Raw genomic sequence first — 24,038 nt, forward strand, 5'->3', positions numbered from 1 at the left:
CCGCCTGCTCTTCCACCTGCGACGTTCGAGCCAATGCCCGTTGAAATCCTGATCTGGAGTGGTGCCGCCCTGCTGCTGATACTCGGTGTGGTGGGTCTGGTCTTCCCGGCCATCCCCGGCCCACCGCTCATGTGGGGCGGGATGGTGATGGCGGCCTGGGCCGAGCAGTTCGCCCATGTGGGGACCAAGACGCTGGCGGTGCTCTTTGTCCTGATGCTGATCGCCGTTGCGCTGGATTTCATCGCGGGCGCACTGGGCGCAAGACGGTTCGGAGCCTCGGGTTGGGCGGTGTTTGGCGCCACGGTGGGCGCCATTGCGGGCATGTTCTTTTTCCCCATTGGCTTGATCGCCGGGCCTTTCATCGGGGCTGTGGCCGGTGAGGTGATCGCCGGTCGTAATCTTGATGCGGCAGGCCGGGCGGGCATTGGTGCCACCATCGGTTTGCTGGTCGGCACCGTGGCCAAAGTGGCCTTGGGCATCATCATGATCGGGGTGTTTGTGGCGGTGCGGTTCTTCTAGGCCGGTGGGGTCGCCGGTACGCGAACGGGTTGAACCGCCTGGCTCAGGGTTTCATCGAGCAGCGCGCGTAGCGGGACCGTCGCCTCGAGCTGCCGCAACATCCAGTAGTAGCCACTGAGCGTGCGGCCGGCGAACAGCAGGTCCGGAACACTGCGAAAGTCGCGGATGTGTCGGAAGTGCAGCGGGGCCAAGGCGCGCATGCGCTCATGAATCTCGTCTTGCCCGAAGTCATAGTCGGGCTCGGCCAGCAATCGTCCCAGCGCGGCCTCATGCGTGGCTTCGTACAGCGGACGCAAGGCGTCCAGGCGCTGCGCACCGCTGGGTGTCAGGGCGCCTAATTCGATCAGCAGCGCGTGCAGCTCCGACCAATCGCTGGCGATGCCGTGCTGCAAACCGACACGCAGCTGCTCGACCAGACCGGGTGGCAAGGCCTTGATGCAGCCGAAGTCGTACAGCACCAGTTCTCCGTTGGGCAGAAAGCCGAAATTGCCGGGATTGGGGTCGGCGTGGATCAGCCCTGTGGTCAGCAGTTGATGCAGCAGCCAGCGGCTTAGGGTCAGCGCCCATTGCTCACGTTCGATCGGCGATGCCTGAACCGCGTCGCTCAGTCGCCGGGCTGGGTGTTCGGTGAGCACGAGAACCGATTCGCCGCTCAGCGCATCGATGGCCTCGGGCAGATGCACGCCGGGTACGCGGGTGTCGGCGCTAAAGCGCGCCAGATTCTGACGCTCGATTCGATAGTCGGCTTCCTCATGGAGTCGTGCCCGAATCTCGGCCAGGCTGCCGTCCAGGGAGGCGGCGTCGATCTGGAGGACGCGGGCACTTTTGATAATGCGAGCCAACTGGCGCAGGTCGTCATCAATGGCCGCCCGGACGCCGGGGTAACGGACCTTGACCACCACCGCGCGGCCATCGTGCAGCCGGGCGCGATGCACCTGCCCCATCGACGCGGCAGCCAGTGCCTGTGGTTCGATCCACTCGAAGTGCGCATCCAGCGGCCCGATCTGGTCTTCCACGATCGGTTGGATGCGGTCGAAGGGAAGCGGTTCGGCCTGTTGCTGCAGGGCTTCGAGCTGGTCGACGACGGGATCGGGCAGCACGCCGCGGAGCAGCGACGCAAACTGGCCCAGCTTCATCGCCGCGCCCTTGAGCTGACCCAGTGTCCTGACCCAATCGGCGCCCAGTGCCTGCAGCGCGGCGGCACGGTCAGACTCGCCGGGTAGCAACGCCCGTGCGCCCATCCACGCGCTGCGGGCAGCCGTGCGCATACCCAGACCTAGCAGGGTGCGTCCGCGGCGTCCGCCTGTCTGGGTGCCAGATTCGTCGTTCATGACCTGCAGTGTAGTCGGCGCCCCAGGGTGGAGTGCCTGTTCAATGGCGCGTCGGTCCGTCGGGCCACCGCAGGGCCACGGCTGTCGTAAACTCCGTGGCGGGGATGACCTGGGGCCGCGCCCAATTGCTTAGTCGGCAGATTCGTCCGCTGCCCGAGACGAGCCGCTGTTGCCTGCGTGCTCAGTCCTGGGTTTTGAACTCATCACGTACCGGATGCTTCGCATGTCCTCTGATTTTCTGATCGCCACTTTGTTCAATCTGGGCATCAATTTGCTCTACACCATTGTTGCGCTGGTGGTGGCCGTGGTGGCGTTGTTGTGGGTGGATCGCAAGATGATGCCGTCGATCAGCTTTGAGGAAGAGCTGCGCAAGGGCAATGTTGCCGTGGCGATCTTCGCGTCCTCGCTGATGTTGTTCGTGGCCCTGATCGTCACCTTTGGGTTCAAGGGCTAACGGTGATCCGGCGGCGGCGCGGTGGCTGGCTGACACCCCTGATGGTGGTGGTGGCCTTGCTGGCGCTGCTCGACCAGTTCGCGCGGTCAGCCGTTGAGGTGGCCGTACCGGACTACGCACGCGATCAACCCTTCGCCGAAGACCTGGATGTTGCCGTGCGTGACCTGCGTACCCGCGGGCCCAGGGCGGCGGCGGACGGCTGGCTGGAGGTGCTGCATTCCGGTCGGCAGGTGGCGGCGGCGGATGTGCTGCGCATCGCCGGCGCGCGCGGCCAGCCCAGCGCATTCTTTACCTATGACATCGACGGGCGTGATCGCGCCACGGCCAGCGCCATGGGGACGGACTGGCGTCATCACATCGTGAACGGCTACCTCGTGGGTTATCGGCCCTACGAGGCCAGCAATCTGCTGGAGCCCCTGCAGGTGCTGGCGCTACGCAAGCGATACCAATACGACCATTTGCAATACGCCGGGCGTCAGGAAGTCTGGCAGACCAGCGAGCAGGCCTTCGTTGCGCCACGGGGGGATTGCGAAGACCATGCGCTGGCCCTGGCTGACTGGCTGATCGAGCAGGGCGAGGACGCCCGTGTCGTGCTCGGCCAGTACCGGGGCGGGGGTCATGCCTGGGTGGTCTTGCTACGGGATGGACAGGCTTATCTGCTGGAGGCCACACGCAAGCAGGGCGTGACGGGCCGGTTCCGCTACCCGCTTGCGCGCTTGGAGACCGATTACCATCCCGAAATGATGTTCAACCGTCACGCCTTCTGGGTGAATACCGGCTCACGGTTGACGACGGATTACCAGGGGCCGCGTTGGCAGCGGCGCAGCCAGTTCACGCCTGGCGCGACGTTTTGATGATGGCCTACCGACGCGGATCGACAATCCGCCAATGACGCGCCGGCTGGCACGGTTTGTGGACCGGCTGGCCCGCCTATTTCGAGAAGCTCAAGACCCATGTCTCAATTCCGTGTTCCTCATACCCTGGTCCTGCTCTACGGCATGACTGTTCTGGCTTTTGCGCTGACCTGGTTGCTGCCCGCCGGCAGCTACGACACCGCCATCAACGAAGATGGGCGTGAGGTGGTGGTGCCGGGCACGTTCCAAGTCATTGAGGATGCGCCCGAAGTGCCGGTTTGGAGCCTGGTCACGGTCATTCCGCGGGCATTGGAATCGGCGCAGGCCATCATCTTCTTCGTGCTGATCATCGGTGGGGCACTGGGGGTGCTGCAGTCCACCGGTGCGGTCGATGCCGGCATGGCGCGACTGCTCAAGCGTTTCGATGCCCGACCGGGGCTGCTCGTCGGCATGGGCATCCTCAGCTTTTCGCTCGGCTCGTCCAGCATCGGTATGGGGGAGGAGTACATCGCCCTGGGCGCCATTCTTGCGGCGCTGTGCCTGGCCCTGCGGATGGATGCCGTCGTCGCCGCGGCCATCCTGATCATCGGCAATTCCGTGGGCTACGGGGCCGCCGTGCTGAATCCGTTTACCGTGCTCATCGCGCAGGATATCGCCGAACTGCCGCCCCTCAGCGGCAGTGGCTACCGAATCGCGTTGTTCCTGCCGCTGATGGGGTTGGGCATCTGGCATGTGTGGCGTTACGCCCGCAAGGTGCGGGCTAACGCGGCAGAATCGCTGGTGATCGATATTCCAGAGGCCCAGGTGGCGTTGGCCGACGATCCGCCGGCACTGACCGGGCGCTTGCAGGCCACGCTGTGGGCCGCGCTGGCGCTGCTGGGAATCGCTGTCTGGGGCATCGTCACGCAGGGCTGGTATCTGGTGGAACTCAGCGCCACGTTTTTTGCCATGGCCGTGGTCTGCGGACTGGTGGCCGGCCAGTCGGTGAACGCGATTGCCAAAGAATTCAGCACTGGCGCCGCCGCGCTGGCGGGCACCGCGCTGATGATCGGCTTTGCACGATCCATCGAGGTCATGCTCACCGACGGGCAGATTCTTCACACCATCGTTCACGGCCTGTCGGCCCCGCTGTCCGCAGTGGGTTCGGCAGCCTCGGCCGTGGGCATGTTTTGGATTCAGTGCGGCATCAATTTCTTTGTGCCTTCCGGTTCGGGGCAGGCCTACGTCACCATGCCGCTGATGGCGCCCATCGCCGATGTGCTGAGCCTGCCGCGACAGGTCGCCGTGCTGGCTTACCAGCTGGGTGATGGCCTGACCACGATGCTGAATCCGGCAGATGCCGTGCTCATGGGAATCCTCGGCGTCTGCGGCGTGCCTTACGGCCGCTGGGTGCGATTTATCTGGCCGCTGGCGCTGCAGGTGCTCGTTTTCGGCAGTGTCGCGATGGTCGTGGCCGTGCTCATCGGGTATTCATAGTCGGCAGTTGCCCACCCGCCAGATCAGGAGTCCTGCATGAGCGATGCCGCCGCCACGATGATTGCCAACCTTGAGGCCAAGACGGGCCGGAGCCTGGCCGAGTGGGTAGCCTTGGCCCGAACCAGCGGCGCCGAGAAGCACGGTGCCCTGGTCAAGTGGTTGAAGGCTGAACAGGCGCTGACCCACGGCTACGCCAATCTGGTGGCCCACGAAACCTTACGCAGTGCTGCGGCGCATGCTGAGGCCGATGATCTGGTGGCGGCGCAGTATGCCGGCAAGAAGGCGGCGCTTCGGCCACATTACGATGCGCTGATCGCTGCTGTCCGCGGCTTTGGCCCCGACATCGAAATTGCACCCAAGAAGGCCTATGTGAGTTTGCGTCGCAGCAAGCAGTTCGCACTCATCCAGCCGTCGACCGCCAGCCGGATGGACCTGGGGCTGGTGCTCAAGGGTGAGGAAGCTGGGGGGATGATCGAGCCCTCCGGCAGCTTCAATGCCATGTGCACGCACCGCATCCGCTTGCCGGTGGACACGCCGATTCCTGATGAGGCCCTGGCTGCGCTCAAGCGCGCCTACGATGCCGCCTGAGCAGGCGACCGGGGCCCGAGTCGCCGACGGCCCCAAGCTGTTTTTGCGACAGGCGACGTTCGACGACACCGCCTTTGTCCGAACGTTGGTCACGCAGCCCAGCTGGAGCCGTTATATCGCGCCCTCCGGTGTGGCGTCCGAGCAGGATGCGCGGCAGTACATCCAGACGCGCTTGCTGGATCGCTACGAGGCGCAGGGTTTCGGGCTTTGGCTGGTGTCGCGACAACAGGATGGTCAGCTCATCGGTATGGCCGGGCTGGTCTGCCGCGAAACGCTGCCTGGCCCCGACCTCGGATTTGCCCTGATGGATGCGTTCGTCGGGCAGGGCTTCGCATTCGAGGCGGCTTCGCTCGTCATGCAGGTGGCCCGGGCGCAATACGCGCTCGCCGAGCTGTACGCCGTCGTCAAGCCGGACAATCAGCGGTCGATTCGATTGCTGCAGCGCCTCGGCTTCGTCTACAGGCACGCGCAGATGGGACCCGATGCGTTGAGATGGCAGATCCATCACCGTTCGCTGGCGCAGGGAACCCAGGCAGGGCTTGCGCCGTCCTAGCCAGACCGGGCACGACGCCCCGTTTCCTCATCGCCACAAGGAGGATCGCGTGACTTCAATTTTCCGATTCGCTTGCTTGGCCCTGGCTTTGGTTATGGGGCCCCAGGTGCTGGCCGCACCGCCGAGCTACCCGCATCCACTCAAGGCATTCGAGGTCGAATCACAGCAGCAGACCTTGACCATGCGCTATATGGATGTGACGCCCGCGCCGGATGCCCCGCCGCGTGGCACGGCTTTGCTGCTGCATGGCAAGAACTTCTGCGCCGATTACTGGGTCGACAGCATCGAACTGCTGCGGGCATCCGGCTACCGCGTGGTGGTCCCTGAGCAGATCGGGTTTTGCTCCTCGGATCTTCCGCGCCGCTATCAGTACAGCTTCCATCAGCTGGCCAGTAATACCCGCGCACTGCTCGACCATTTGGCCGTGGATGAGACGCTGGTCATCGGCCATTCCATGGGCGGCATGCTGGCCACGCGCTACGCGCTGAAATACCCGCAGCAGGTCACGCGGCTGGTGCTGGTGAATCCGATTGGGCTGGAGGATTGGGTCAAGCTCGGCGTGCCGCATACGCCGATTGATGCCGCCTACGCAGCCGAGCGGATAAAAAGCTTCGCATCCATCAAGCGGTACCAGATCGAGAATTACTACGACGGTGACTGGTCTCCGGCGTACGAACGCTGGGCACGCCGGCTCGCGGCCCTGTACGAGGGGCCCCGCGGTGACGACATCGCCTGGAGCCAGGCACTGACCTACGACATGCTGCAAACCCAGCCAGTCGTGCATGAATTTGAAGCGCTGCAAGTCCCGACGGTGCTGATCATCGGCCTGCGTGACCGGACGGCGCCCGGTCGGGGTCGCGCGCCCGCCGAGGTGGCCCGGCAACTGGGCAACTACCCCGTGCTGGGACGGCAGACGGCCGCAAGCATTCCCGACGCTCAGCTCATCGAGTTCGAGGGCCTGGGTCATCTGCCGCAGATCGAGGACTTCGAGCGCTACGCAGCGGCGCTCAAACCGCTGCTCTGAGGGAATCGGCGCCCGTGCTGGGCTGCCGACCGTTGCCACTGTGGGCTGGGTCGCAACCCGTCTGCAGTCCAGGGTGTGGTGGGCCGACCGGATTCGGCATCATGCGTAACGCATAGGCTGCCCGTCGGCGGCACAGGTTTCGCAGATATGAACGAGTCCACGGCGTCTCCGGTGCCGGAGCGTATCGGGCCCTACCGCATCCTCAGCGAGCTGGGGCAGGGCGGAATGGGGCGGGTGTTTCTCGCCGAGCAGCAGGATCCGCAGCGCCAGGTTGCGCTGAAGGTCTTGTCGTCGACGGGGCCGGATCTTGAGCGCCGTTTCCGACGCGAGTCGCAGGTGCTCGCCGCACTCGAACACCCCAACATCGCGCGGCTTTACGACGCCGGCGTCGCGACCGTGGGTGCGGTGAATGTGCCGTATCTGGCGATGGCGTATGTTGACGGGCCGACACTGACCGACTACGCCGAGCAGCAATCGCTAGACACCCGCCAGCGCATGGCCTTGATCGGCAAGATCGCGCGGGCCGTCCATTTTGCGCATACCCGCGGGGTGATTCACCGCGATCTGAAGCCGGCCAATATTCTGGTCGACGCCCGGGGCGAACCCAGAATTCTCGATTTCGGCGTGGCGCGCGTTGTGACCGAGGACAGCGCGACCCGCGTCACGCACGCAGGCGAGATCATCGGCACGGTCCCGTACATGAGCTGGGAGCAGCTGGTGGGCGATACCAGTCAGGCTGACCCGCGCTCCGATGTGTATTCGCTGGGGGTCATCGCTTACGAGTTGCTGGCCGGCCATCTGCCTTACGAGGGATTGGAATCCGGCACGCTGGTGACGGCCTTGGAGCTGCTCTCGCGTGCCACGCCACGCCGTGTATCCGCCAGCCAGCCCGCCGCCCGGGGTGATCTGGAGACGCTCGTCCACAAGGCCATCGCCCGGGATGTGGACCAGCGCTACCAATCAGCCGCGGAGCTGGCGGACGACATCGACCGCCTGTTGGACCGTCGCCCCATCCAGGCGCGTCCACCGTCGATTGGCTATGTCACAGGATTGTTCGTGCGACGCCACAAACTGGCGGCGGGCGCGGCGCTGGCCATCGTATTGTCACTGGTGGTGGCCACGGCGGTCTCCGTTCGATTTGCCGTGTCGGAAGCCCAGGCGCGCCTGGTGGCTGAATCGCGATTGGCCGAGCGCGAGGCGGTGAACACCTTTCTGAACGAAATGCTGGTGTCGGCCGATCCTGAGCGCACCCTGGGTGAACGCCTGGCCGTGGTCGATGTGCTGGATGTGGCCAAGGCCGAATTTGCCTCCAACGAGCGACTGAGTCCGGCCGTGCAGGCACAGCTGGGCCGAACGCTGGGCAATACCTATGTCGCGCTGGGTCGGTATGACGAAGGCATTGGATTGCTGGATCGCGCCCTGGAAGCGGCCCGTGATTCGGCGGCCCGTGATCGTCTGCTGGTCGACAAGGCCAGCGCCGAGGTGATTGCTGCGCGGCTGGATGCGGCGTCGACCACGCTGGATGCGATTAGCGATGCCGCCGATCAGCGGATCGGGATCGAGGCCGCGTTTACGCGCGGCCGCATCGACCTGGAAGCCGGGCGCAGCGATGAGGCCGTGACCGAGCTGCGGGCCACTTATGACCAGGCCCGCGCGGCGCTGGGTCCGGATGACGATCTCACCCTGGCCGTGGGGCAGCAGCTCATGGTGGCGCTGGTGCGCATGGGCGACAACGAGGCCTCGCTGGCCGTCGGCACCGACGTGGCGCAGCGGCTGGAAGCGCGCCTGGGGCGGGATAATCCGCGGACCGTCGTGGCCTGGGATGGGGTGGCGCTGAACTATCGCGACCAGGCGCGTTTCGATGAATCGATTGCGTTGCTGGCCGAGAACCATGCGATTTACGAGCGGGTGCTGGGGCCGGAGCATCCCCAGACGCTGATGACCGGCTGTTCGCTGGCCGCCGTTTACGCGATGGCGGGTCAGCCGGAAGCCGGTGTCGCACTGGTGCAAAAGGGGCACGAACAAATGCGTGCGCTGCTAGGCGATGAGGCCGAGGTCGTGCGGACACTGGCCAGCCTGCGGGGTTACGTGGCCTCCGAAGCCGGCGACTACGCGCAGGCGGTCGAGATCAATCGCCTGCTGGTCACACAAAGTGAAGCCAAGCCAGGCGGCCCGGAAATCAACGATCTGGTCGACTACAACAACCTGGGCAACAACCTGCGCAAGCTGGGCCAGTCGGCCGAAGCCGTGCAGGTCTTTAATCGCCTGCTGGAGCTGGCTGGCGGCAAGCTGAGCCAGGACCATCTGCACTACGGCTTATTTGCTGGGAACTACGGCAAGGCCTTGATCGAACACGGCGAGGTTGATCGGGCCCGGCCCGTCCTGGAACGCGCCTGCGATGTCGTGGGGCAGCATCTGGGCGCCGAGCATCCGCGGACGCAGGCGGTGTGCACGAACCCGGTGCTCGCGGAGGGGTAGATCAACGGAATTCGGCTTATGCGTCGGCAGCAACGGGTAAACCGGTGAGCTGGCCCAGCTGGGCAGCAGCGGCCTCGACGGCTTGCCGAGACTTGAAACCGTCCCCAATGCGCAGGGGTTTGCCCAGGCGGTGATGGACGGCCAGTGCGTGCCAGACCGCCGTCTGGCGTCCGCTCTGCGTGGTGCCCGTGCGCTGCCAGCCCAGGTGCCTGACCGCTTCTCGTGGCAGGTGGCGGGTCGTGATCGGCCAGCCGAAACAGAACACCCGCGTGGCGACCTGATCTGCGTCGATGAGGACAATGCGGCGATGACCGAGCGTCCAGAGTCCACCTAGCAGCATCCCAGTGCCGACGAGCAGGAAGACGCCAGCCATCAGGCCGGGGACCAGCTCAAAGACCGAGCCGACACCCGCCTGGGTTGCCAGGAATCCGCCCGATGCGATGCTGCATAAACCGAATAACAGTAAGGGCAACGCCAGCACCCAATTGCGGCCAGGCCTGAAGTCCAGCGTGACCCGGTCCCCACTGCGGTAGATGTTCATCAGCCGGGACAGGGCCGCTTGCAGTGGCTGTGTGTCGATGCGTGTGGCTTGCTCCGCTGTCCGGTTGCGGGCCGGACCGGGCAACACGGGGATGGCGTACTGGCGTTTGAGATCAGCGCCGGGCTGGGAGACATCCAGCGTCAGACGCCAGACGTGGTAATCGCGGCCAGCCGGTTCGCTGGCCGGCAATTCCTCCGGCACCTTGAAGTGAAACCACAGCTGCTGTTCGCCGCGCTGCATGGCTTGCAGGTCCAGTGCATGGCTCCAGACCGGACGCGTGATGGTCTTTTTATGCCCGCGCCGGCGGGACTCGCAGGTCAGCTCAACCCGGATGCGATGGTCTGCGGCCAGCGGGCGACGCAGCTTGAAATACCCGGCCACGTCGCCACCAATCGCGCCCGGCCAGGGGTCGAGCACGGCTTCGACTTCGCCGAAACGACGCCAGGCCAGCCATTCGCGTAGCGCCAGCAGGCCCAGGCCGGCGCCCAGTGCATCGAAGAGCAGCACGGCCAGTATCGGCCAGTTGCCGCCGCGCAGTTCCTCCGGGATGGCCAGCGTGCCGGGCAGGGCCAGCGCAAAGACCACGGCCGCCATGCCCAGCAGGAGCCAGTGGTTCGACCCCGCCTCACTGCGGATGGCGTGATGCCGCCATCGCTTGTCACGCGTCCACCAGTCGGGCGCTGCGGGCGAGGGGCGGCTCACAACACACCGGCTGCCAGACCGGCGGCCATGGCGGCGCCCAGTTCATGGCAGTTGTCGACAAACTCGGGCTGGAACTCGCCTCGGCAGATCAGCGCATCGGCCACCGGTTTCCAGCGTAGGCCGGTGACAATCCGCTCCACGCCGGCCACGGTACCGCTGCCATCGTTGCCCGCACGCACGACGAGCGCGTAGGGCAGCCCCTGCTGATGATCCAGGGTGGGGTAGTAATTGCGATCGAAGAAGTCCTTCATCGCACCACTCATGTAGGCGAGGTTCTCCGGTGTCAGCAGCAGGATGCCGTCCGCCGCCAGCACGTGCTCGGCGTGGGTCTCGAAGGGTGACAACGACACCAGCTTCACCTGGTCCTCGCCGCCCGCTTTGGCGCCTGCGCGCAATGCCGCCAGCAGACGCCGGAGATTGGGTGACACCGCGTGGGCCACGATGAGTAGCGTCTTCTGCTCCGCGTTCATGCTGTCCCCCTGGGTGGTCGGCTCAGTCAGGCGGGTGGGCCGGGCGTGCGATACTCCGCGCCATGGCACCGAACCTGCTGTTCGTTGTCCTTGATTTGATGCATCCGCCGGTCTGACGCCGGAGTGGATTTTCGCTTTTAGGAGTTCCGATGCGTATCACGATTGTATCGCTGCTGGCCGCCTTGCTTGCAGCCTGCGGTGCCCCCTCGACCGACAGCAGTTCCTCGACCGAGGACAAGCGCGAGGCCACGACCGAAACCGCGATGAGCGAAACCGATCGCCTCAACGCGTGGTTCGAGGAGAAGTTTGAGGAAGAACTGCAGTTCAGCCCGATCCAGATGACCTTTCTGGGCCGCAAGGACCGCTATGGTGAACTGGGTGACTTCTCCGAGGCGGGCGCAAAGGCGCAGCTGGAGTGGCGCAAGACCGTCACGGAAGAGATGAAGAGCGCATTCGACTACGAGGCGCTTAGCGATGAGGCCAAGATGTCCTATGACATCTGGGTGTACGAGACCCAGCAGGCAGAAGCCGGTTGGCCCTATCGTTTCAACCAGTACCCCTTCAATCAGATGCAGGGGATGCACACCTTCCTGCCGACCTTCCTGATTAGCTTCCACAAGGTGGAATCAGCCGAAGACATGCAGGCCTATATCTCGCGTGTGCGTGAGCTGCCGGCTGCGTTTGGCGAGTTGATCAAACTGGCCAAGGCCTCGGCGGACAAGGGCATTCGTCCGCCGAAGTTCGCCCATGAGGCCGTGATCAAGGAGTCCAAGAAGCTCATCGCCGGCGCACCGTTTGCCGATGGTGAGGACGCTTCGATCTGGACGGATATGCAAACCGAGATCAGCAACCTGCTCGACAGCGAGGTCATCGACGCCGAGCAGGCCGACACGCTGAAGGCTGAGGCCAAGGCGGCGTTGATCGATAGCTTCAAGCCGGCGTACGAATCCGTGATTGCCTGGGTGGAATCCGATCTGCCGAATGCGGCGGTTAACCCCACCGGCGTGGGCGGCACGCAGCCCAATGGCGAGGCGTATTACAAGCACCGCCTGTGGACGCAGACCACCACGGATATGACAGCTGATCAGATCCACCAGATCGGCCTGGACGAGGTCGAACGGCTGCTGGGTGAGATGACGGCGCTGAAGAATCGGGTTGAGTTCGATGGCGATTTGAACGCTTTCTTCGAATTCCTGAACACCGATTCGCAGTTCCGCTTCCCGAACACGGATGAGGGCCGCGAGATGTACATCGCCGAGGCCACCGCCGCCATCGACACCATCAAGCAGTCTCTGCCTGACTACTTCGGCCGGCTTCCCAAGGCCGATCTGGTGGTCAAGCGAGTCGAGCCCTTCCGTGAGCAGGACGGGGCGGCCCAGCACTACTTTCCGGGTACCCCGGATGGTTCGCGGCCAGGCACCTACTACGCGCATCTCTCCGACATGGAGGCCATGCCGATTCCCGAACTGGAAGTGATTGCCTACCACGAAGGTGTGCCAGGCCATCACATGCAGATTTCCATTGCGCAGGAACTGGAGGACGTGCCCACCTTCCGCACCCAGGCGCGTTTCACCGCCTACATCGAAGGCTGGGCCCTGTACTCCGAGTGGCTGGCCAAGGAAATGCCCGGCACCTACGAGGACCCTTACTCAGAGTTTGGTCAGCTGTCTTCGGAAATCTGGCGGGCGATTCGCCTGGTTGTCGATACCGGCCTGCACGCCAAAGGCTGGACCGAGCAGGAAGCGGTCGACTACTTCGACAAGAACTCGCCGGTGCCACTGACGTCGATCAAGTCCGAAATCCAGCGTTACCTGGTCATCCCCGGTCAGGCGACCTCGTACAAGATCGGCATGCTCAAGATTCAGGAGCTACGCCGCGAGGCCGAGGCCGAGCTGGGTGACGCCTTCGATATCAAGGGTTTCCATGACACCGTGCTCGGTGGTGGGGCGCTGCCGTTGGAGCTGCTCGAACGTCGCGTCCAGCGTTGGGTCGATAGCCAGAAGCCAGCCGCGTAATCAGACGCACAGTGCATGAAGAAAGCCCCCGGTGAGTGACTCACCGGGGGCTTTTTTGCGGGCAGACGATCGGCGGTCTGCCGTGATCGAGCCTTACTGCGGCGTGGCGGTCAGGACGTAGTCGCCCGAGCCGCTGTACGACAGCACCACCCAGCGATATTCGCCCGAGCTGGCGTTGTAGCTAATCGACTCATCCGACGTGGCCGTGGTGGAACTGGCCACCCGCTGCCAGCCGCTGAACAGGAAGCTGGTGCTGTATCGCTGCAATTCCAGATCAAAGTCGGCGTTGCCCGGACCTTCCAGCACGCCGGTCAGCGTCCCGCCGGCCCACTGGAAGCCGCCCTCGGGGTGAATGTTCTCGTCATTCGTCCCGCTGAGCGTTCCGGTGTACACGGTGCAGCCGTTGCAGCCCGCGGTGCCGTCGCTGACGGTCACTGTCTGCGTCAGGGCGTCGGTCTGGCCGATGCTGTCCGTCACGGTCAGCGTCACATCGTAGTCGCCCGCAGCCGCATAGCTGTGGACGGGCGCCACGCCCGTGGCCTGGCTGCCGTCGCCCAGGGTCCAGGCATAGCTGGCAATGCCGTTGTCATCCGTACTGGTCGAGGCATCAAAGCTGCAATCCAGATCCGTGCAGTCCACGGAGAAGCTGGCCGCAGGAGGCTGATCAACCGGCGTGCTGCCGCCGGCGTTGTCGACATACAGCAGTTTGTTCGGCGAGGCGGTATTGGCCCCAACGACCACACCTGGAGTGGTGTCTGCCAGCAGGGCGCTGGTCAGCTGTGCGGGTGTCAGGTTCGGGTCCAGCCCGAGCAAAATGGCAGCGGCGCCGGCCACATGGGGAGAGGCCATGGAGGTGCCAGACAGCGTTGCCGTGCCCGTGTTGTTTGATGCGCTGGCCGATACGATGTTCGAGCCGGGTGCATACAGATCCAGGCAGCTGCCGAAATTGCTGTACGAGGCTTGGCCGTCGTCAATGTCGGTGGCGCCGACGGTGACGGCCGTCGGCTCGGCGGCCGGCGAGGTGTTGCAGGCATCGGTGCTGTCATTACCTGCGGCAACCACGGGCAGAATCCCGGCATCGTACAACCCACGGGCTGCGTCTTCCTGAGCCTGGCTGCGACCATTGAGCGTGCCCAGTGACATGTTCACAACCGCCGGTAATTCGGCATTGTCGGCCACCCACTCCATGCCCGCGATGATGTCCGAGCCGGAGCCCGTGCCCAGGCAATCCAGCACCCGGACAGCGTGGACCGTTGCCTGCTTGGCGATGCCGTACTGCGTGCCGGCCGTGGTGCCTGCGACATGGGTTCCGTGACCTTCACAATCGTCCCAATCGTCCGGATCCGGCGCGAAAATCACGCCCGAGGACACAAAATTGCGACCCTGTCCCACGCGACCGGAAAACTCCGTGTGGTCGGCATTGATGCCGGTGTCGATCACGTAAATGTGCACGCCATTGCCGGCTGCATTCGGGTAGCTGTAACTGCTGTCCAGCGGCAGGTTTCGCTGGTCAACGCGGTCTAGGCCCCAGACCGGGCTGGATTGAGTGGCTGTGGCCACAACCAACTGATCCGGCTCGACCGATCGGACTGCCGGCAACGCTGCCAGCGTGCCGGCGACATCAGCCGGCATCTTGGCGGAAAAACCGTAGAGCACGGTGTCGTAGCTGTGCAGCAGCGTACCGCCGCCAGCCTGCTCCAACAGCGATTCAGCCAGGCTGCGAACATCTAATGCCAGCTCGGGCTGGTAGAGCCGAACTATGTATTGGTCGGCAATGGCGTCAGCGCGCTCGGCGAGTTGGGTGTCTGTCGTGACCGCATCCCCAGCGGTCTCGATCGCGGTGGTATCCGGCGCCTGGGAACAGGCGGAGATCAGGCCGGCACTTGCAGCGGCCAGAACAAAACGAAAGCCAAGACGGTGTCTCACGAGCAAAGCTCCTTGGGTGATTGCGGAACGGATCCGTGGAACCCGTAACCCTAGAGACTTGGCCATCCTGGGACTATCAGACCACGCCATGACGCGCGTGTAGGAAAAATCCTACAACGTGGGATTCTCGGCCCAGTTCTGTCGTTGTGCTGGAACGGGGGGGCGACTCGTTGCAACTGATGACGGATTTGCCGATGGGGCCTGCCAACCCAATCGACAGGCTGCTGCAGTGACACTTGCCGCACCCCTGTGTCAACGCGGATGGCATAATCCCGCGACTTTTCACACCCAGACCCTTCATGTCGCATCCGATTCTGAACGACCAACTCCAGTCCCTCGATGATCAGGGCCTCGCCACGACGCTTGCTTGTCTGGCGGACACCTGCAAGACCATCAGTCAGCAGCTCAAGCGGGGGGAGCTTGCCGGCATCCTCGGTGCCGCCGGCAATGAGAACGTGCAGGGTGAGGAGCAGAAGAAACTCGATGTGATCGCCAACGACCTGATCAAGAGCGCGCTGGGCGCTTGTGAGCCGGTTCGTGGCATTGCCTCGGAAGAAGAGGACGATGTGGTGGGCCTGCGCGAGTCGGCCGGTTTGCTGGTGACCTTCGATCCGCTGGATGGCTCGTCCAACATCGACATTAACTCGATGGTCGGCACGATTTTCTCGATTTTGCCGGGCCAATCCACGGGGCCGGTGACCGAAGCCGAGTTCCTGCAGCCGGGTCGCAACCAGGTGGCGGCAGGCTATGTGCTGTATGGCCCCTCCACCATGTTGGCGCTGACCACCGGCAATGGTGTCGACATGTACACGCTGGACCCGGTCAGCGGTGATTTTCTGCTGACGCGTGAGGCGAATATCCCGGAGGCGACGAAGGAATTCGCCATCAACATGAGCAACCAGCGGTTCTGGGCACCTGCGGTGCAGACCTATATCGCCGAGCTGCTACAGGGTGCTGAGGGGCCACGCGGCAAGAACTACAACATGCGCTGGGTGGCGGCGATGGTGGCCGATGTCCACCGCGTGCTGTGCCGGGGCGGTGTTTTCATGTATCCCTGGGATCAGCGCGACCCGAACAAGCCGGGCAAGTTGCGGCTGATGTACGAGGCCAACCCCATGGGTTTTCTGGTCGAGCAGGCCGGCGGCCAGTGCTGCACGCCGGAAGGCCCCATTCTGGACCTGCAGCCCGAAAAAATTCACCAGCGCGTGCCGGTGATTCTGGGCGCTGCCGAGGAAGTCAGCCGCTGCGTGGGTATGCACAGCTAAACCGCTGTGAGGGCGGCCCGGGCTCGATCAGCCCGGGTCGCTTGAGGTGGTTTGCGTGGTCGCCGCGCCCAGCGCCGGCCGCGTGACCCGCCGGACCAGCTTGGTCAGGCCCGATTCCGAATCGGCCACATGCGCTTCGGCGTCGCGGATCGCGCTTTCCCAGGCCGGTGCAAAACCGGGTGCCCGCTCCAGCAGCAGGTGGACCGCACGGTCGTAGACCTGCAGCAACCGCGCCTCTGCCTTGCCAGGCTTTTGCTGCAAGGTGGCGATGGACACGCGCAGGTTTTCGTTCTTTTCTCGCAGTGACGCCAGTTCGGCGTTCAGCGCCTCGTTGCCGCTGGCGGTGATCTTGAGCTGCTGGCCGAGGTGCTTGTTCAGGTCGGTGAGTTCGGTGTTCAGGCGTTTGATCTCGCGTTTCTGCTCACGGCGTGCAATGGCGCCGGTCCGCCACACCACCAGACACAGCACCAGGCCGGCGATGAGTCCCCAGGTGAAGCTGTGCGACAAGATGGAAAGCAGAAAGTCCTGCATGGGGGCCTGCCTTGCGGTCGTTAATGGATTCACCGATAAGACTGGCGGATCGCGCCGCGGTTCAGTTCAAGCCCGGCGACGGGTCGCGTCGCGCCGCTGACCGGTGGCGCTGTCGTCGGGTCTGGGCAGACTGACCTCGCAATCAGTCGCATCACGCCGCGCCGACGTTATAGGCTCGAGTCGAATTCGAATCCGTCGACTACCGCGATGCCCGCAATACAGGCACACGCCGTCGCCGCGCTGGCCTTGTATGCCCTGCGCTGTGCTGCCAACTCGACCAGGGCGCTGGCCGCGGACATCAGCGTCGGGGCACAAAGCCGTTACATCACCGAGGGTCGTGACAATCTGGCGCGCGGCGGTCTGGTCACGGCTGAAGCGGGCGGGACCTGGCGGGCGTTGAGCGCGGGGCTGTGGCTCGGCGTGGCGGATTCAACGGCGTATCGCGAGATCAACGCCAGTTTGTCGGCCACGCGGCAGTGGCTGGGCAGCGAGTGGACGCTGGCGTGGACACGGTTGTGGTTTGAACCCGACGACAGCACCGATCGTGAATGGTCCCTGGCGTGGCGCGCACCGCTGGCGAGCCGTTGGGAGGCCAGCGCCGTGGCCGTTCAATCCGTGGTTGCTGATGGTGTCTTTGTGGAGCTGTCGCTGTCGCGTGGCCTGTGGCAAGCCAACGGGCAGCGGCTATCTGCGGTTCTGACCCAGGGCGCAGATTTCGGCTACGCCACCCCGCAGTACGACGGACTCAATCACAACGGATTGGGCCTACGCTACGTGAACCGGCTGGCGTCAGGGTGGCAGCTGGGTCTGGCTGTTGATCACAACCGGGGCGGGCCCGATGTGCGGCGTAGCGGTGGGGGCGACGTCACCTGGCTGAGTGTTTCGCTGTCACGCTAGGCCCGCAAGCCGGCGTCGCAAAGCGCATGCTTGCGCAGGGTCCTGCGAGCCGGCCTGCGCCCAAGGGGCCTGAATGCCTCAGCGCTCGTCCAGCTGCGCCAACATGAAGCTGTATTCCAGCGCGACTTCTTCATAGCGCCGATACCGCCCTGACTTGCCACCGTGGCCGGCATCCATGTTCATGTGCAGCAGCAACGTGTTGTTGTCTGTTTTGCGGTGTCGCAGGCGCGCAACCCACTTGGCTGGCTCGAAGTACTGGACCTGCGAATCCCACAGCCCGCCGGTGATCAGCATGGCCGGGTAGTCCTGCTCCGCCACATTGTCGTAGGGCGAGTAGGCCAGCATGGTCTTGTAAGCCTCGGGCTCCTTGGGATTGCCCCATTCATCGAACTCATTCGTCGTCAGCGGGATGCTTTCGTCGAGCATGGTGGTCACCACATCGACAAACGGCACGTCGGCCACGATGCCGCGATAAAGCTCCGGCCGCATATTGGCCACGGCTCCGACCAGCAGCCCACCGGCGCTGCCGCCGGCGGCAAACACCTTGTCGGGCGCGCCGTAGCCTTCGGCGACCAGATGTTCTGTGACGTCGATGAAGTCGTTGAAGGTATTGATCTTGTGCTGCAGCTTGCCGTGGTCATACCAGTGCCGGCCCATCTCCTGGCCGCCGCGAATATGCGCAATGGCGAAGACAAAGCCGCGGTCCAGCAGAGACAGTCGCGACACGGACAGATAAGGGTCCATCGAATAGCCGTATGAACCGTAGCCGTAGACCAGCAACGGGTTCTTGCCCGGCTCACGCAGGTCCTTGCGGTAGACGATGGAGATCGGCACCTGGGTGCCGTCGCGTGCGGTGGCGCGGATGTACTCCGATGTATAGGCGTCGGGGTCGAAATCGCCCTCCACCGGCTGGACCTTGAGCACGCGTTTTTCACCCGTCACCAGGTTGTAATCGATGGTGGTCGTCGGGTTGGTCAAGGTGTCCAGGTCATAGCGCATCCACGGCCAGTCGTATTCGGCGGACCCGATCAGACTGGCGGCATAGGTGGGCTCGTCCGCGTCGATGGTCCGGCTGTTGTCACCGGTCCAGTCCATGACGCGGATCTTGCGCAGTCCGTCACGCCGCTCGTTAACGGCCAGGTGGTGTTTGAAGACTTCCACCGATTCGATCAGCACATCATCGCTGGCAGCGATCAACGGGGCCCAGGTGGACTTGTCCGCGCTGGTGGCCACGGGCGCGGTCATCACACGGAAATTCTTGGCCTGCCAGTTGGTGAGAATGACGAAGCGACCATTGTGATCGGTGACTTCGTACTCGTGCCCATCTTCGCGCGGCAGCACCGGCTGGAAGTCCAGCGCGTCATCGCCTGCATGGGCGTAGCGGTACTCGGTCTGCTCCGTGCTGTAGAGGCCGATGTACAGAAAATCGCCCGACTTGCCGCGGCCAATGCCCATATAAAACGCATCGTCCGGCTCTTCGTAAATCAGCCGGTCGCCGTCGGCGGGCGTCCCCAAACGATGCTGACGCACCCGCTTGCCCAGCAGTGTGGTCGGGTCTTTTTCGACGTAGAGCACCGAGCGGTTGTCGTTGGTCCAGACCAGGTTGGCGTTGAGGTTTTCCACCTGGTCGTCGAGCCATTGGCCGGTTTCCAGGTTCTTGATACGCAGGCTGTATTGGCGGCGGCCCACGGTGTCTTCCGCAATGGCCATCAGCCGGTTGTCCGGGCTGATTTCGTAGTCGCCCAGCCGATAAAATTCGTGGCCCTCCGCCCGGGCGTTCTGGTCGATGAGCACCTCTTCCGGGGCATCCATGCTGCCCTTGCGGCGGGCGATGATTGGGTAGTCGCGGCCGGTTTCGAAGCGTGAGTAATACCAGTACCCATTCTCGAAGGTGGGCGGGCTGGCATCGTCGCTTTTCAGGCGGGCCACGATTTCGTTGTAAATGGTTTCGCGGAGTTCAGCGTAGGGCGCGAGCTGGGCTTCGGTGTAGGCATTCTCGGCTTCGAGATAGGCCAGCACATCCGGGTCTTCGCGCTCGTCGTCTCGTAGCCAGTAATACGGATCAACGCGATCTCCCTGTGGGGAGCGAACAATATGCTTGCGGCGTTCGGCAATCGGCGGCATGGGTTCGGAGGCAGCCTCGGTCTGGGACGGTGGGGTGCTGGCACAACCCGCCAGCAGGAACACGGGCAGGCAGGCCCGTAGCGCAATGACTCGAAGCATGAAGATCGTATCCGGACGGAAAAAATCAATGGGGGCGGCGCAGCCGCTGTCTGGCAGCGACAGTGCCTGCGCACCGCGACCGCGGCAAGCCTTGGGATGTGATTCACGCGGCCGTCACGAGAATTCGCGCATAATCGCGGGCCAAAAATCACAGCATGCCGCGCAGGGTCGCGGATCGACGCCGGCCTGGGCAGAACGACCGCGGCGTTGCGGAGACAGCATGACCGAATTGACCTCGCATGATCTTGGGCCTGCGGTGCCGCGTCGCGGCAATCGATTCACGCGCTGGCTGGGGCGTCGCGTCCTCGCCGCCATCGGCCTGAAGGTCACCGGCGAACTGCCGAACTTCCCGAAAATGATGGTGATTGGCGCGCCGCATACCTCGAACTGGGATGGCGTCATGGCCATCGGCATGGCGCTGGCGCTGTCCATTGATGTCCGCGTGGTGGCCAAGCAGGCCCTGTTCCGCTGGCCGTTCGCCGGCCTGTTGCGCTGGATGGGCGTGATCGGCATTGACCGCAATGCCGCTGGCGGCGTCGTCGGCGAACTGACCCAGCTGTACAACGATGCCGACCAGCTCTACATCTGCATGTCGCCCGAGGGCACTCGAGGTGGCGCCACGACCTGGAAAACCGGTTTTCACCGCATTGCCCTGGCGGCCGAGGTGCCGGTGCTGGTCCTGGTGTTCGATTGGGGACGTGGCCGGATCGATGTGGCGGACTGGTTCCAGCCCAGCGAGGATATCGAGGCCGATCTCGATCGTGTGCTGTCGAATTATCATGGGGTGCTGGCCCGTAATCCCTCGCGGTTGTCGGGACCGATCAAGGCCCTGGCGGACCAGCCGGATAGCGCCCCCGTCGATCGCGCGGCCTGAGGCCGCAGCGGCAGCATCTTGCGCGGCGTCAGCCCGGTCTGACGTCGAAATCCGCCGCTGACCAGATGCGGTCGACGATGGTCTTCCCTACGCTTAGACGTGGATGCCACGGGGAGTACAGGGATGTCAGGCCAGGGGACGACTGCAGAGCGCTGGGCGCGCGTATCGGCATTGTTCGATGCCGCCTGGGAACTGCCCGAGACCGAGCGCGAGCGCTGGTTGCAGGCACAGGTGGGTGACGACCCGGAGCTGCTGGATGAGTTGCGCGTGCTGCTGGCCGAGGCCGACAGCCAACGTGCGGGCGACGACTTGTTGCTCACCGGCGCCGCCCAACGCGAGGCGCCGGTCTTCCAACCCCTGCAGCCGGATACGCGCATCGGTCCCTGGTCGGTCCGCAGCCTGCTGGGGCGGGGCGGGATGGGTGAGGTCTACGAGGTCCAGCGGGTCGACGGGCATTTTGAACAGCGCGCGGCGCTCAAGGTCGTCACGCTGCAATCCCCCGCGGCCATTGTTCGCTTTCACGCCGAGCGTCGCATTCTCGCCACGCTCGATCATCCCGGCATTGCCAGCATTCTCGATGGCGGCGCGCTGGAGGATGGCCGGCCCTACATGGTCATGGAGTATGTGCAGGGCGAGCCGATCACGCAGTACTGCGCCCGGCGCGGTCTTGATCTACGACAGCGCCTCGCCCTGTTTCTACAGGCCTGTGATGCGCTCACCCATGCGCACTCGCGGCTGATCGTCCATCGCGATATCAAGCCGGGCAATTTGTTCGTCACCGAAGCCGGGCAGGTCAAGCTGCTGGACTTCGGCATCGCCAAAGTGCTGGGCGACGCCGTCGATGAACAGACCCGCACCCAGCTGGTCCTGACCCCGGTGTATGCCGCGCCCGAGCAGCTCGCAAACCGGGCCGTGGGCACGCCAACCGATCTGTATGCGATGGGCGCGCTGCTGTATCACCTGCTGGCCGGGCGGCCCCCGGCTGACGTCGATACCAGCTCGGTGTCGCGGCTGATTTCGCAGGTGCTGGAGGGACAGTTCCCCAAGGCGTCGACGGTGACCCGCCCCCCGGATGGACTGCCGGCCACGCAACTGGCCGGCGATCTCGATGCCATTCTTGCGCGCTGTCTGCGCCGGGAGCCCGATGCGCGCTATCCCGGCATGGACGCATTAGCCGATGACCTGCGGGCCTTTCTTGCCCACCGCCCGGTGAGTGCGCGGGCCGGCAGTCGCGGCTATCGAACGCGACAGTTCTTCCGCCGCTATGCCTGGCAGACCGCGGCGGTCACTGCTGTCATGCTGGCCCTGGTGGCCGGAACGCTGACCAGCCTGTGGTTTGCACGTCAGGCTCAGGTGGCACTCGTGGAGCTGCAGGCGGCCAATGCCGCCACCGAAGATGCCCTGGCGCGGGCAGAACGCGCCGCCGCTTCGGCGCGGACCCGCGCCCAGCTGCGCACCCAGCTCACCGAGGCCTTTGTGCGCCTGCTGGGCGACGCGCAGACCGCCGAGCAAGGCGGTGAGGAATTGCTGGCCTTTCTCGATGCGCAGCGCCAGGCCGCGATGGCTCGGCAGGCGGAGGGCTCTCGGGATGCCGAGGCCCTGCTGATCGCGCTGGGCGAAGTCTTTGTTCAGCGCGGAGACGCGCCCACCGTGGTCGCCACGCTGGAAGCCATGGCCAATGACCCGAATGTGCTGCCCCGAAACCGGGCCGGCGCCAATGCCTTGATGGGGTCGGCCTACGCCAACATGGGCGATCTGGAGGCGGCGATCGGTCCGCTGGAGATCGCGTTGGCGTTCTACGAAGAGGAACCGGGCTTCGAGATCGAATACGCGCAGCACCTCGGATTGCTGGCACACGCCCGGCGGGATCCCGAGACGCGGCGCGAGGCCAACGCCGCCATTCAGCGTGTTTTGGGTCCGGCGTCCGCGCCGAATCCATTGGATCCCAAACTACGCGGCTTTTTGCATTCTCAAGTGGGCTTCAACTTGCTGCGTTTGGGCGAGTTGGCGCCGGCCGAGGCCGAGATGCAGCGGGCCGTGGCCGCTTATGAGTCGGTGGAGGGGGTCACGCCGACGGAACTGGGCATGATTCTGACCAACCTGGGTGGGACCCAGTACCGGCTCGGCAAGCTGGAGGCGGCCGTGGAAACGTTCCGCCGGTCTATCGCCTTTACCCGCGAGACGGCCGGCGCCGGACGCTCGTTGGCCAATGCCCAGCGGTTTCTGGCCAGCATGCTCATCAAGCTGGGCGAGCACGCCGAGGCGCTCGAGCTGTTGGATGAGGTCACCGCGCAGCTGGACCAAGCCGGTCTGCAGGCCAACCAGCTGTACTTTATTGCACTGAACACCCGCACCCGGGCCTTGCTGGCCAGTGGCCAGGCCGAGGCGGCGCAGGCGCATGCTCGCGCGGTCATCGAGCGTATCGAAGAGCAGCGCCCGGATGATGCCGCCAATGTCGGGTCCGCGTACTACGAGCTGGCGAATGTCCAGGCCAGTCGGGGCGACTCGGCAGCGGCCCTGGCCACACTGGAGCGCTCCGACGCCATTTTCCAGGCGCTGGGGGAACGTCGGGGGCAGGCGATGGCGCGCAACAACGCGCTGCGCAGCCAGCTGACGGGCAGCGCAGACATTAACGGCGGATAGGATTGCGCGGCGGCAACGCGCGCAGCGTGCCGACCGTCAGCAGAATCAACGCCGCCCAGTAACTCAGCAGGATGAGCGTTCGCGCCGCGTCAAACGGCGCGAGAAAGCGATTGATTGCAATCAGGCTGTCGCTACCGGCGAACAGCAGCGCGCCAGCGATGACCGCCCAGGCCGGGCCATTCGGTAGCAGCACACAGGCGGCACGCCACACCATGACGCCGATGACCAGCATGTAGATCGCGACCGGAATCAGCATCGGTCCCAGGCGGGGCAGCAAGAGCACAAAGAACGGCACGGCGTACAGCGCAAACGCAGGCAGCGGCCAACGCCGGCGCCGCCTGGGCAACTGCAGAAACAGGCCGATGAACAGGCCATGGGCGACCAGAAAGCAGCCCAGTCCGATGGCAAACCACGGCACCGTCGACGCCGGCGCCGCATAGGCACCTTCCAATGTGACATCCCCACCGGCGCAGGCCAGCAGCGCGGCGACCAACAGCCGGTGCGGCCATGTCGTGCCATGGTGCAGCGTGTACAGCGCCAGCAACACGGCGGGCGCCCACTTGCTGGCCAGCACCCAGCCGGTCTGGTCGGCCTCCACCGCCCAGAGGCAGACGCCGGCGGCCAGCGGCAGCAGGCAGCAAACCGCAGCGCGGACAGTCATTGGGGTGAGCACG

Annotated in this window: 20 protein-coding genes; 13 read left to right on the plus strand and 7 right to left on the minus strand. The window is 64.6% G+C overall.

The genetic code is table 11. The features are described 5' to 3' along the window. Positions 1-33: 33 nt before the first annotated feature. A complete protein-coding gene (locus DEH80_RS07255; protein WP_109719799.1) occupies positions 34-519 on the plus strand; it encodes a DUF456 domain-containing protein in 486 nt (161 codons plus the stop codon). Here DEH80_RS07255 and DEH80_RS07260 read toward each other — a convergent pair. Next, the gene (locus DEH80_RS07260; protein ID WP_109719800.1) at positions 516-1,850 is read right to left on the minus strand and encodes an ABC1 kinase family protein; all 1,335 of its coding nucleotides are present in this window, start codon (positions 1,848-1,850) and stop codon (positions 516-518) included. The two genes, DEH80_RS07255 and DEH80_RS07260, sit on opposite strands and share 4 nt — an antisense overlap. Positions 1,851-2,019: 169 nt before the next feature. On the opposite strand from DEH80_RS07260, the gene DEH80_RS07265 reads away from it, so the two are divergent. The 7 genes from DEH80_RS07265 (at position 2,020) to DEH80_RS07295 (ending at position 9,277) form a co-directional block, all read left to right on the plus strand. Then, positions 2,020-2,304 (plus strand): DUF350 domain-containing protein, encoded by a 285-nt coding sequence (locus DEH80_RS07265; protein ID WP_438938289.1) that lies wholly within the window; start codon positions 2,020-2,022, stop codon positions 2,302-2,304. 2 nt (positions 2,305-2,306) lie between these two features. Beyond that, positions 2,307-3,158, plus strand: a complete 852-nt coding sequence (locus DEH80_RS07270; RefSeq protein ID WP_109719801.1) for a transglutaminase domain-containing protein — start codon at positions 2,307-2,309, stop codon at positions 3,156-3,158. A gap of 99 nt (positions 3,159-3,257) precedes the next feature. Beyond that, positions 3,258-4,634: a YfcC family protein gene (locus DEH80_RS07275; protein ID WP_109719802.1), complete on the plus strand. Its 1,377-nt coding sequence runs from the start codon at positions 3,258-3,260 to the stop codon at positions 4,632-4,634. 36 nt (positions 4,635-4,670) lie between these two features. Then, positions 4,671-5,222: a DUF4287 domain-containing protein gene (locus tag DEH80_RS07280; RefSeq protein ID WP_109719803.1), complete on the plus strand. Its 552-nt coding sequence runs from the start codon at positions 4,671-4,673 to the stop codon at positions 5,220-5,222. Then, positions 5,212-5,775 (plus strand): GNAT family N-acetyltransferase, encoded by a 564-nt coding sequence (locus tag DEH80_RS07285; RefSeq protein ID WP_165831348.1) that lies wholly within the window; start codon positions 5,212-5,214, stop codon positions 5,773-5,775. The genes DEH80_RS07280 and DEH80_RS07285 overlap by 11 nt, the downstream gene beginning before the upstream one ends. Positions 5,776-5,824: 49 nt before the next feature. Next, positions 5,825-6,799 (plus strand): alpha/beta fold hydrolase, encoded by a 975-nt coding sequence (locus DEH80_RS07290; protein WP_207774518.1) that lies wholly within the window; start codon positions 5,825-5,827, stop codon positions 6,797-6,799. A 147-nt stretch (positions 6,800-6,946) separates the two neighbouring features. After that, positions 6,947-9,277, plus strand: a complete 2,331-nt coding sequence (locus DEH80_RS07295; protein ID WP_109719806.1) for a serine/threonine-protein kinase — start codon at positions 6,947-6,949, stop codon at positions 9,275-9,277. A 16-nt stretch (positions 9,278-9,293) separates the two neighbouring features. On the opposite strand, the gene DEH80_RS07300 is transcribed toward DEH80_RS07295, so the two are convergent. Beyond that, a complete protein-coding gene (locus DEH80_RS07300; protein WP_109719807.1) occupies positions 9,294-10,520 on the minus strand; it encodes a hypothetical protein in 1,227 nt (408 codons plus the stop codon). After that, entirely contained in the window at positions 10,517-10,990 is a 474-nt protein-coding gene (locus DEH80_RS07305) for a flavodoxin family protein (protein ID WP_109719808.1), read from the minus strand. The genes DEH80_RS07300 and DEH80_RS07305 overlap by 4 nt, the downstream gene beginning before the upstream one ends. 149 nt (positions 10,991-11,139) lie before the next feature. Here DEH80_RS07305 and DEH80_RS07310 point away from each other — a divergent pair, with 149 nt between their 5' ends. After that, positions 11,140-13,005 carry a DUF885 domain-containing protein gene (locus DEH80_RS07310; RefSeq protein WP_109719809.1) on the plus strand — a complete coding sequence of 622 codons (1,866 nt, stop codon included), beginning with the start codon at positions 11,140-11,142 and terminating at the stop codon, positions 13,003-13,005. A 93-nt stretch (positions 13,006-13,098) separates the two neighbouring features. On the opposite strand, the gene DEH80_RS07315 is transcribed toward DEH80_RS07310, so the two are convergent. Continuing rightward, on the minus strand, positions 13,099-14,931 hold the full coding sequence (locus tag DEH80_RS07315; RefSeq protein ID WP_165831349.1) for a S8 family serine peptidase: 1,833 nt from the start codon (positions 14,929-14,931) through the stop codon (positions 13,099-13,101). A 299-nt stretch (positions 14,932-15,230) separates the two neighbouring features. On the opposite strand from DEH80_RS07315, the gene DEH80_RS07320 reads away from it, so the two are divergent. Next, on the plus strand, positions 15,231-16,196 hold the full coding sequence (locus DEH80_RS07320) for a class 1 fructose-bisphosphatase (protein ID WP_109719811.1): 966 nt from the start codon (positions 15,231-15,233) through the stop codon (positions 16,194-16,196). Positions 16,197-16,223: 27 nt separating this feature from the next. Here DEH80_RS07320 and DEH80_RS07325 read toward each other — a convergent pair whose 3' ends face one another. After that, positions 16,224-16,727: a hypothetical protein gene (locus DEH80_RS07325; RefSeq protein ID WP_109719812.1), complete on the minus strand. Its 504-nt coding sequence runs from the start codon at positions 16,725-16,727 to the stop codon at positions 16,224-16,226. 207 nt (positions 16,728-16,934) lie between these two features. Here DEH80_RS07325 and DEH80_RS07330 point away from each other — a divergent pair, with 207 nt between their 5' ends. After that, a complete protein-coding gene (locus DEH80_RS07330) occupies positions 16,935-17,624 on the plus strand; it encodes a hypothetical protein (RefSeq protein WP_109719813.1) in 690 nt (229 codons plus the stop codon). A gap of 78 nt (positions 17,625-17,702) precedes the next feature. On the opposite strand, the gene DEH80_RS07335 is transcribed toward DEH80_RS07330, so the two are convergent. Then, positions 17,703-19,847, minus strand: coding sequence for a S9 family peptidase (locus DEH80_RS07335; protein ID WP_109719814.1), 2,145 nt, complete (start codon positions 19,845-19,847; stop codon positions 17,703-17,705). 220 nt (positions 19,848-20,067) lie between these two features. Between DEH80_RS07335 and DEH80_RS07340 the strand changes: the two genes are divergently transcribed. Both DEH80_RS07340 and DEH80_RS07345 read left to right on the plus strand, forming a co-directional pair. Next, a complete protein-coding gene (locus DEH80_RS07340; protein WP_109719908.1) occupies positions 20,068-20,721 on the plus strand; it encodes a 1-acyl-sn-glycerol-3-phosphate acyltransferase in 654 nt (217 codons plus the stop codon). A 123-nt stretch (positions 20,722-20,844) separates the two neighbouring features. Continuing rightward, the gene (locus DEH80_RS07345) at positions 20,845-23,364 is read left to right on the plus strand and encodes a serine/threonine-protein kinase (protein WP_109719815.1); all 2,520 of its coding nucleotides are present in this window, start codon (positions 20,845-20,847) and stop codon (positions 23,362-23,364) included. On the opposite strand, the gene DEH80_RS07350 is transcribed toward DEH80_RS07345, so the two are convergent. After that, positions 23,351-24,037, minus strand: coding sequence for a lysoplasmalogenase (locus DEH80_RS07350; RefSeq protein WP_133249148.1), 687 nt, complete (start codon positions 24,035-24,037; stop codon positions 23,351-23,353). The genes DEH80_RS07345 and DEH80_RS07350 overlap by 14 nt on opposite strands. Between the last annotated feature and the right edge of the window lies 1 nt (position 24,038).

Source organism: Abyssibacter profundi (assembly GCF_003151135.1).
GTDB classification, from domain to species: Bacteria; Pseudomonadota; Gammaproteobacteria; order Nevskiales; family OUC007; genus Abyssibacter; species Abyssibacter profundi.

Bases quoted from the DNA above. Each gene is read 5' to 3' on its own strand.
- DEH80_RS07325 (WP_109719812.1), bottom strand. From the start codon at position 16,727: ATGCAGGACTTTCTGCTTTCCATCTTGTCGCACAGCTTCACCTGGGGA.
- DEH80_RS07305 (WP_109719808.1), bottom strand. From the start codon at position 10,990: ATGAACGCGGAGCAGAAGACGCTACTCATCGTGGCCCACGCGGTGTCA.
- DEH80_RS07255 (WP_109719799.1), top strand. From the start codon at position 34: ATGCCCGTTGAAATCCTGATCTGGAGTGGTGCCGCCCTGCTGCTGATA.
- DEH80_RS07310 (WP_109719809.1), top strand. From the start codon at position 11,140: ATGCGTATCACGATTGTATCGCTGCTGGCCGCCTTGCTTGCAGCCTGC.
- DEH80_RS07260 (WP_109719800.1), bottom strand. From the start codon at position 1,850: ATGAACGACGAATCTGGCACCCAGACAGGCGGACGCCGCGGACGCACC.
- DEH80_RS07275 (WP_109719802.1), top strand. From the start codon at position 3,258: ATGTCTCAATTCCGTGTTCCTCATACCCTGGTCCTGCTCTACGGCATG.
- DEH80_RS07285 (WP_165831348.1), top strand. From the start codon at position 5,212: ATGCCGCCTGAGCAGGCGACCGGGGCCCGAGTCGCCGACGGCCCCAAG.
- DEH80_RS07330 (WP_109719813.1), top strand. From the start codon at position 16,935: ATGCCCGCAATACAGGCACACGCCGTCGCCGCGCTGGCCTTGTATGCC.
- DEH80_RS07280 (WP_109719803.1), top strand. From the start codon at position 4,671: ATGAGCGATGCCGCCGCCACGATGATTGCCAACCTTGAGGCCAAGACG.
- DEH80_RS07335 (WP_109719814.1), bottom strand. From the start codon at position 19,847: ATGCTTCGAGTCATTGCGCTACGGGCCTGCCTGCCCGTGTTCCTGCTG.
- DEH80_RS07345 (WP_109719815.1), top strand. From the start codon at position 20,845: ATGTCAGGCCAGGGGACGACTGCAGAGCGCTGGGCGCGCGTATCGGCA.
- DEH80_RS07295 (WP_109719806.1), top strand. From the start codon at position 6,947: ATGAACGAGTCCACGGCGTCTCCGGTGCCGGAGCGTATCGGGCCCTAC.
- DEH80_RS07320 (WP_109719811.1), top strand. From the start codon at position 15,231: ATGTCGCATCCGATTCTGAACGACCAACTCCAGTCCCTCGATGATCAG.
- DEH80_RS07340 (WP_109719908.1), top strand. From the start codon at position 20,068: ATGACCGAATTGACCTCGCATGATCTTGGGCCTGCGGTGCCGCGTCGC.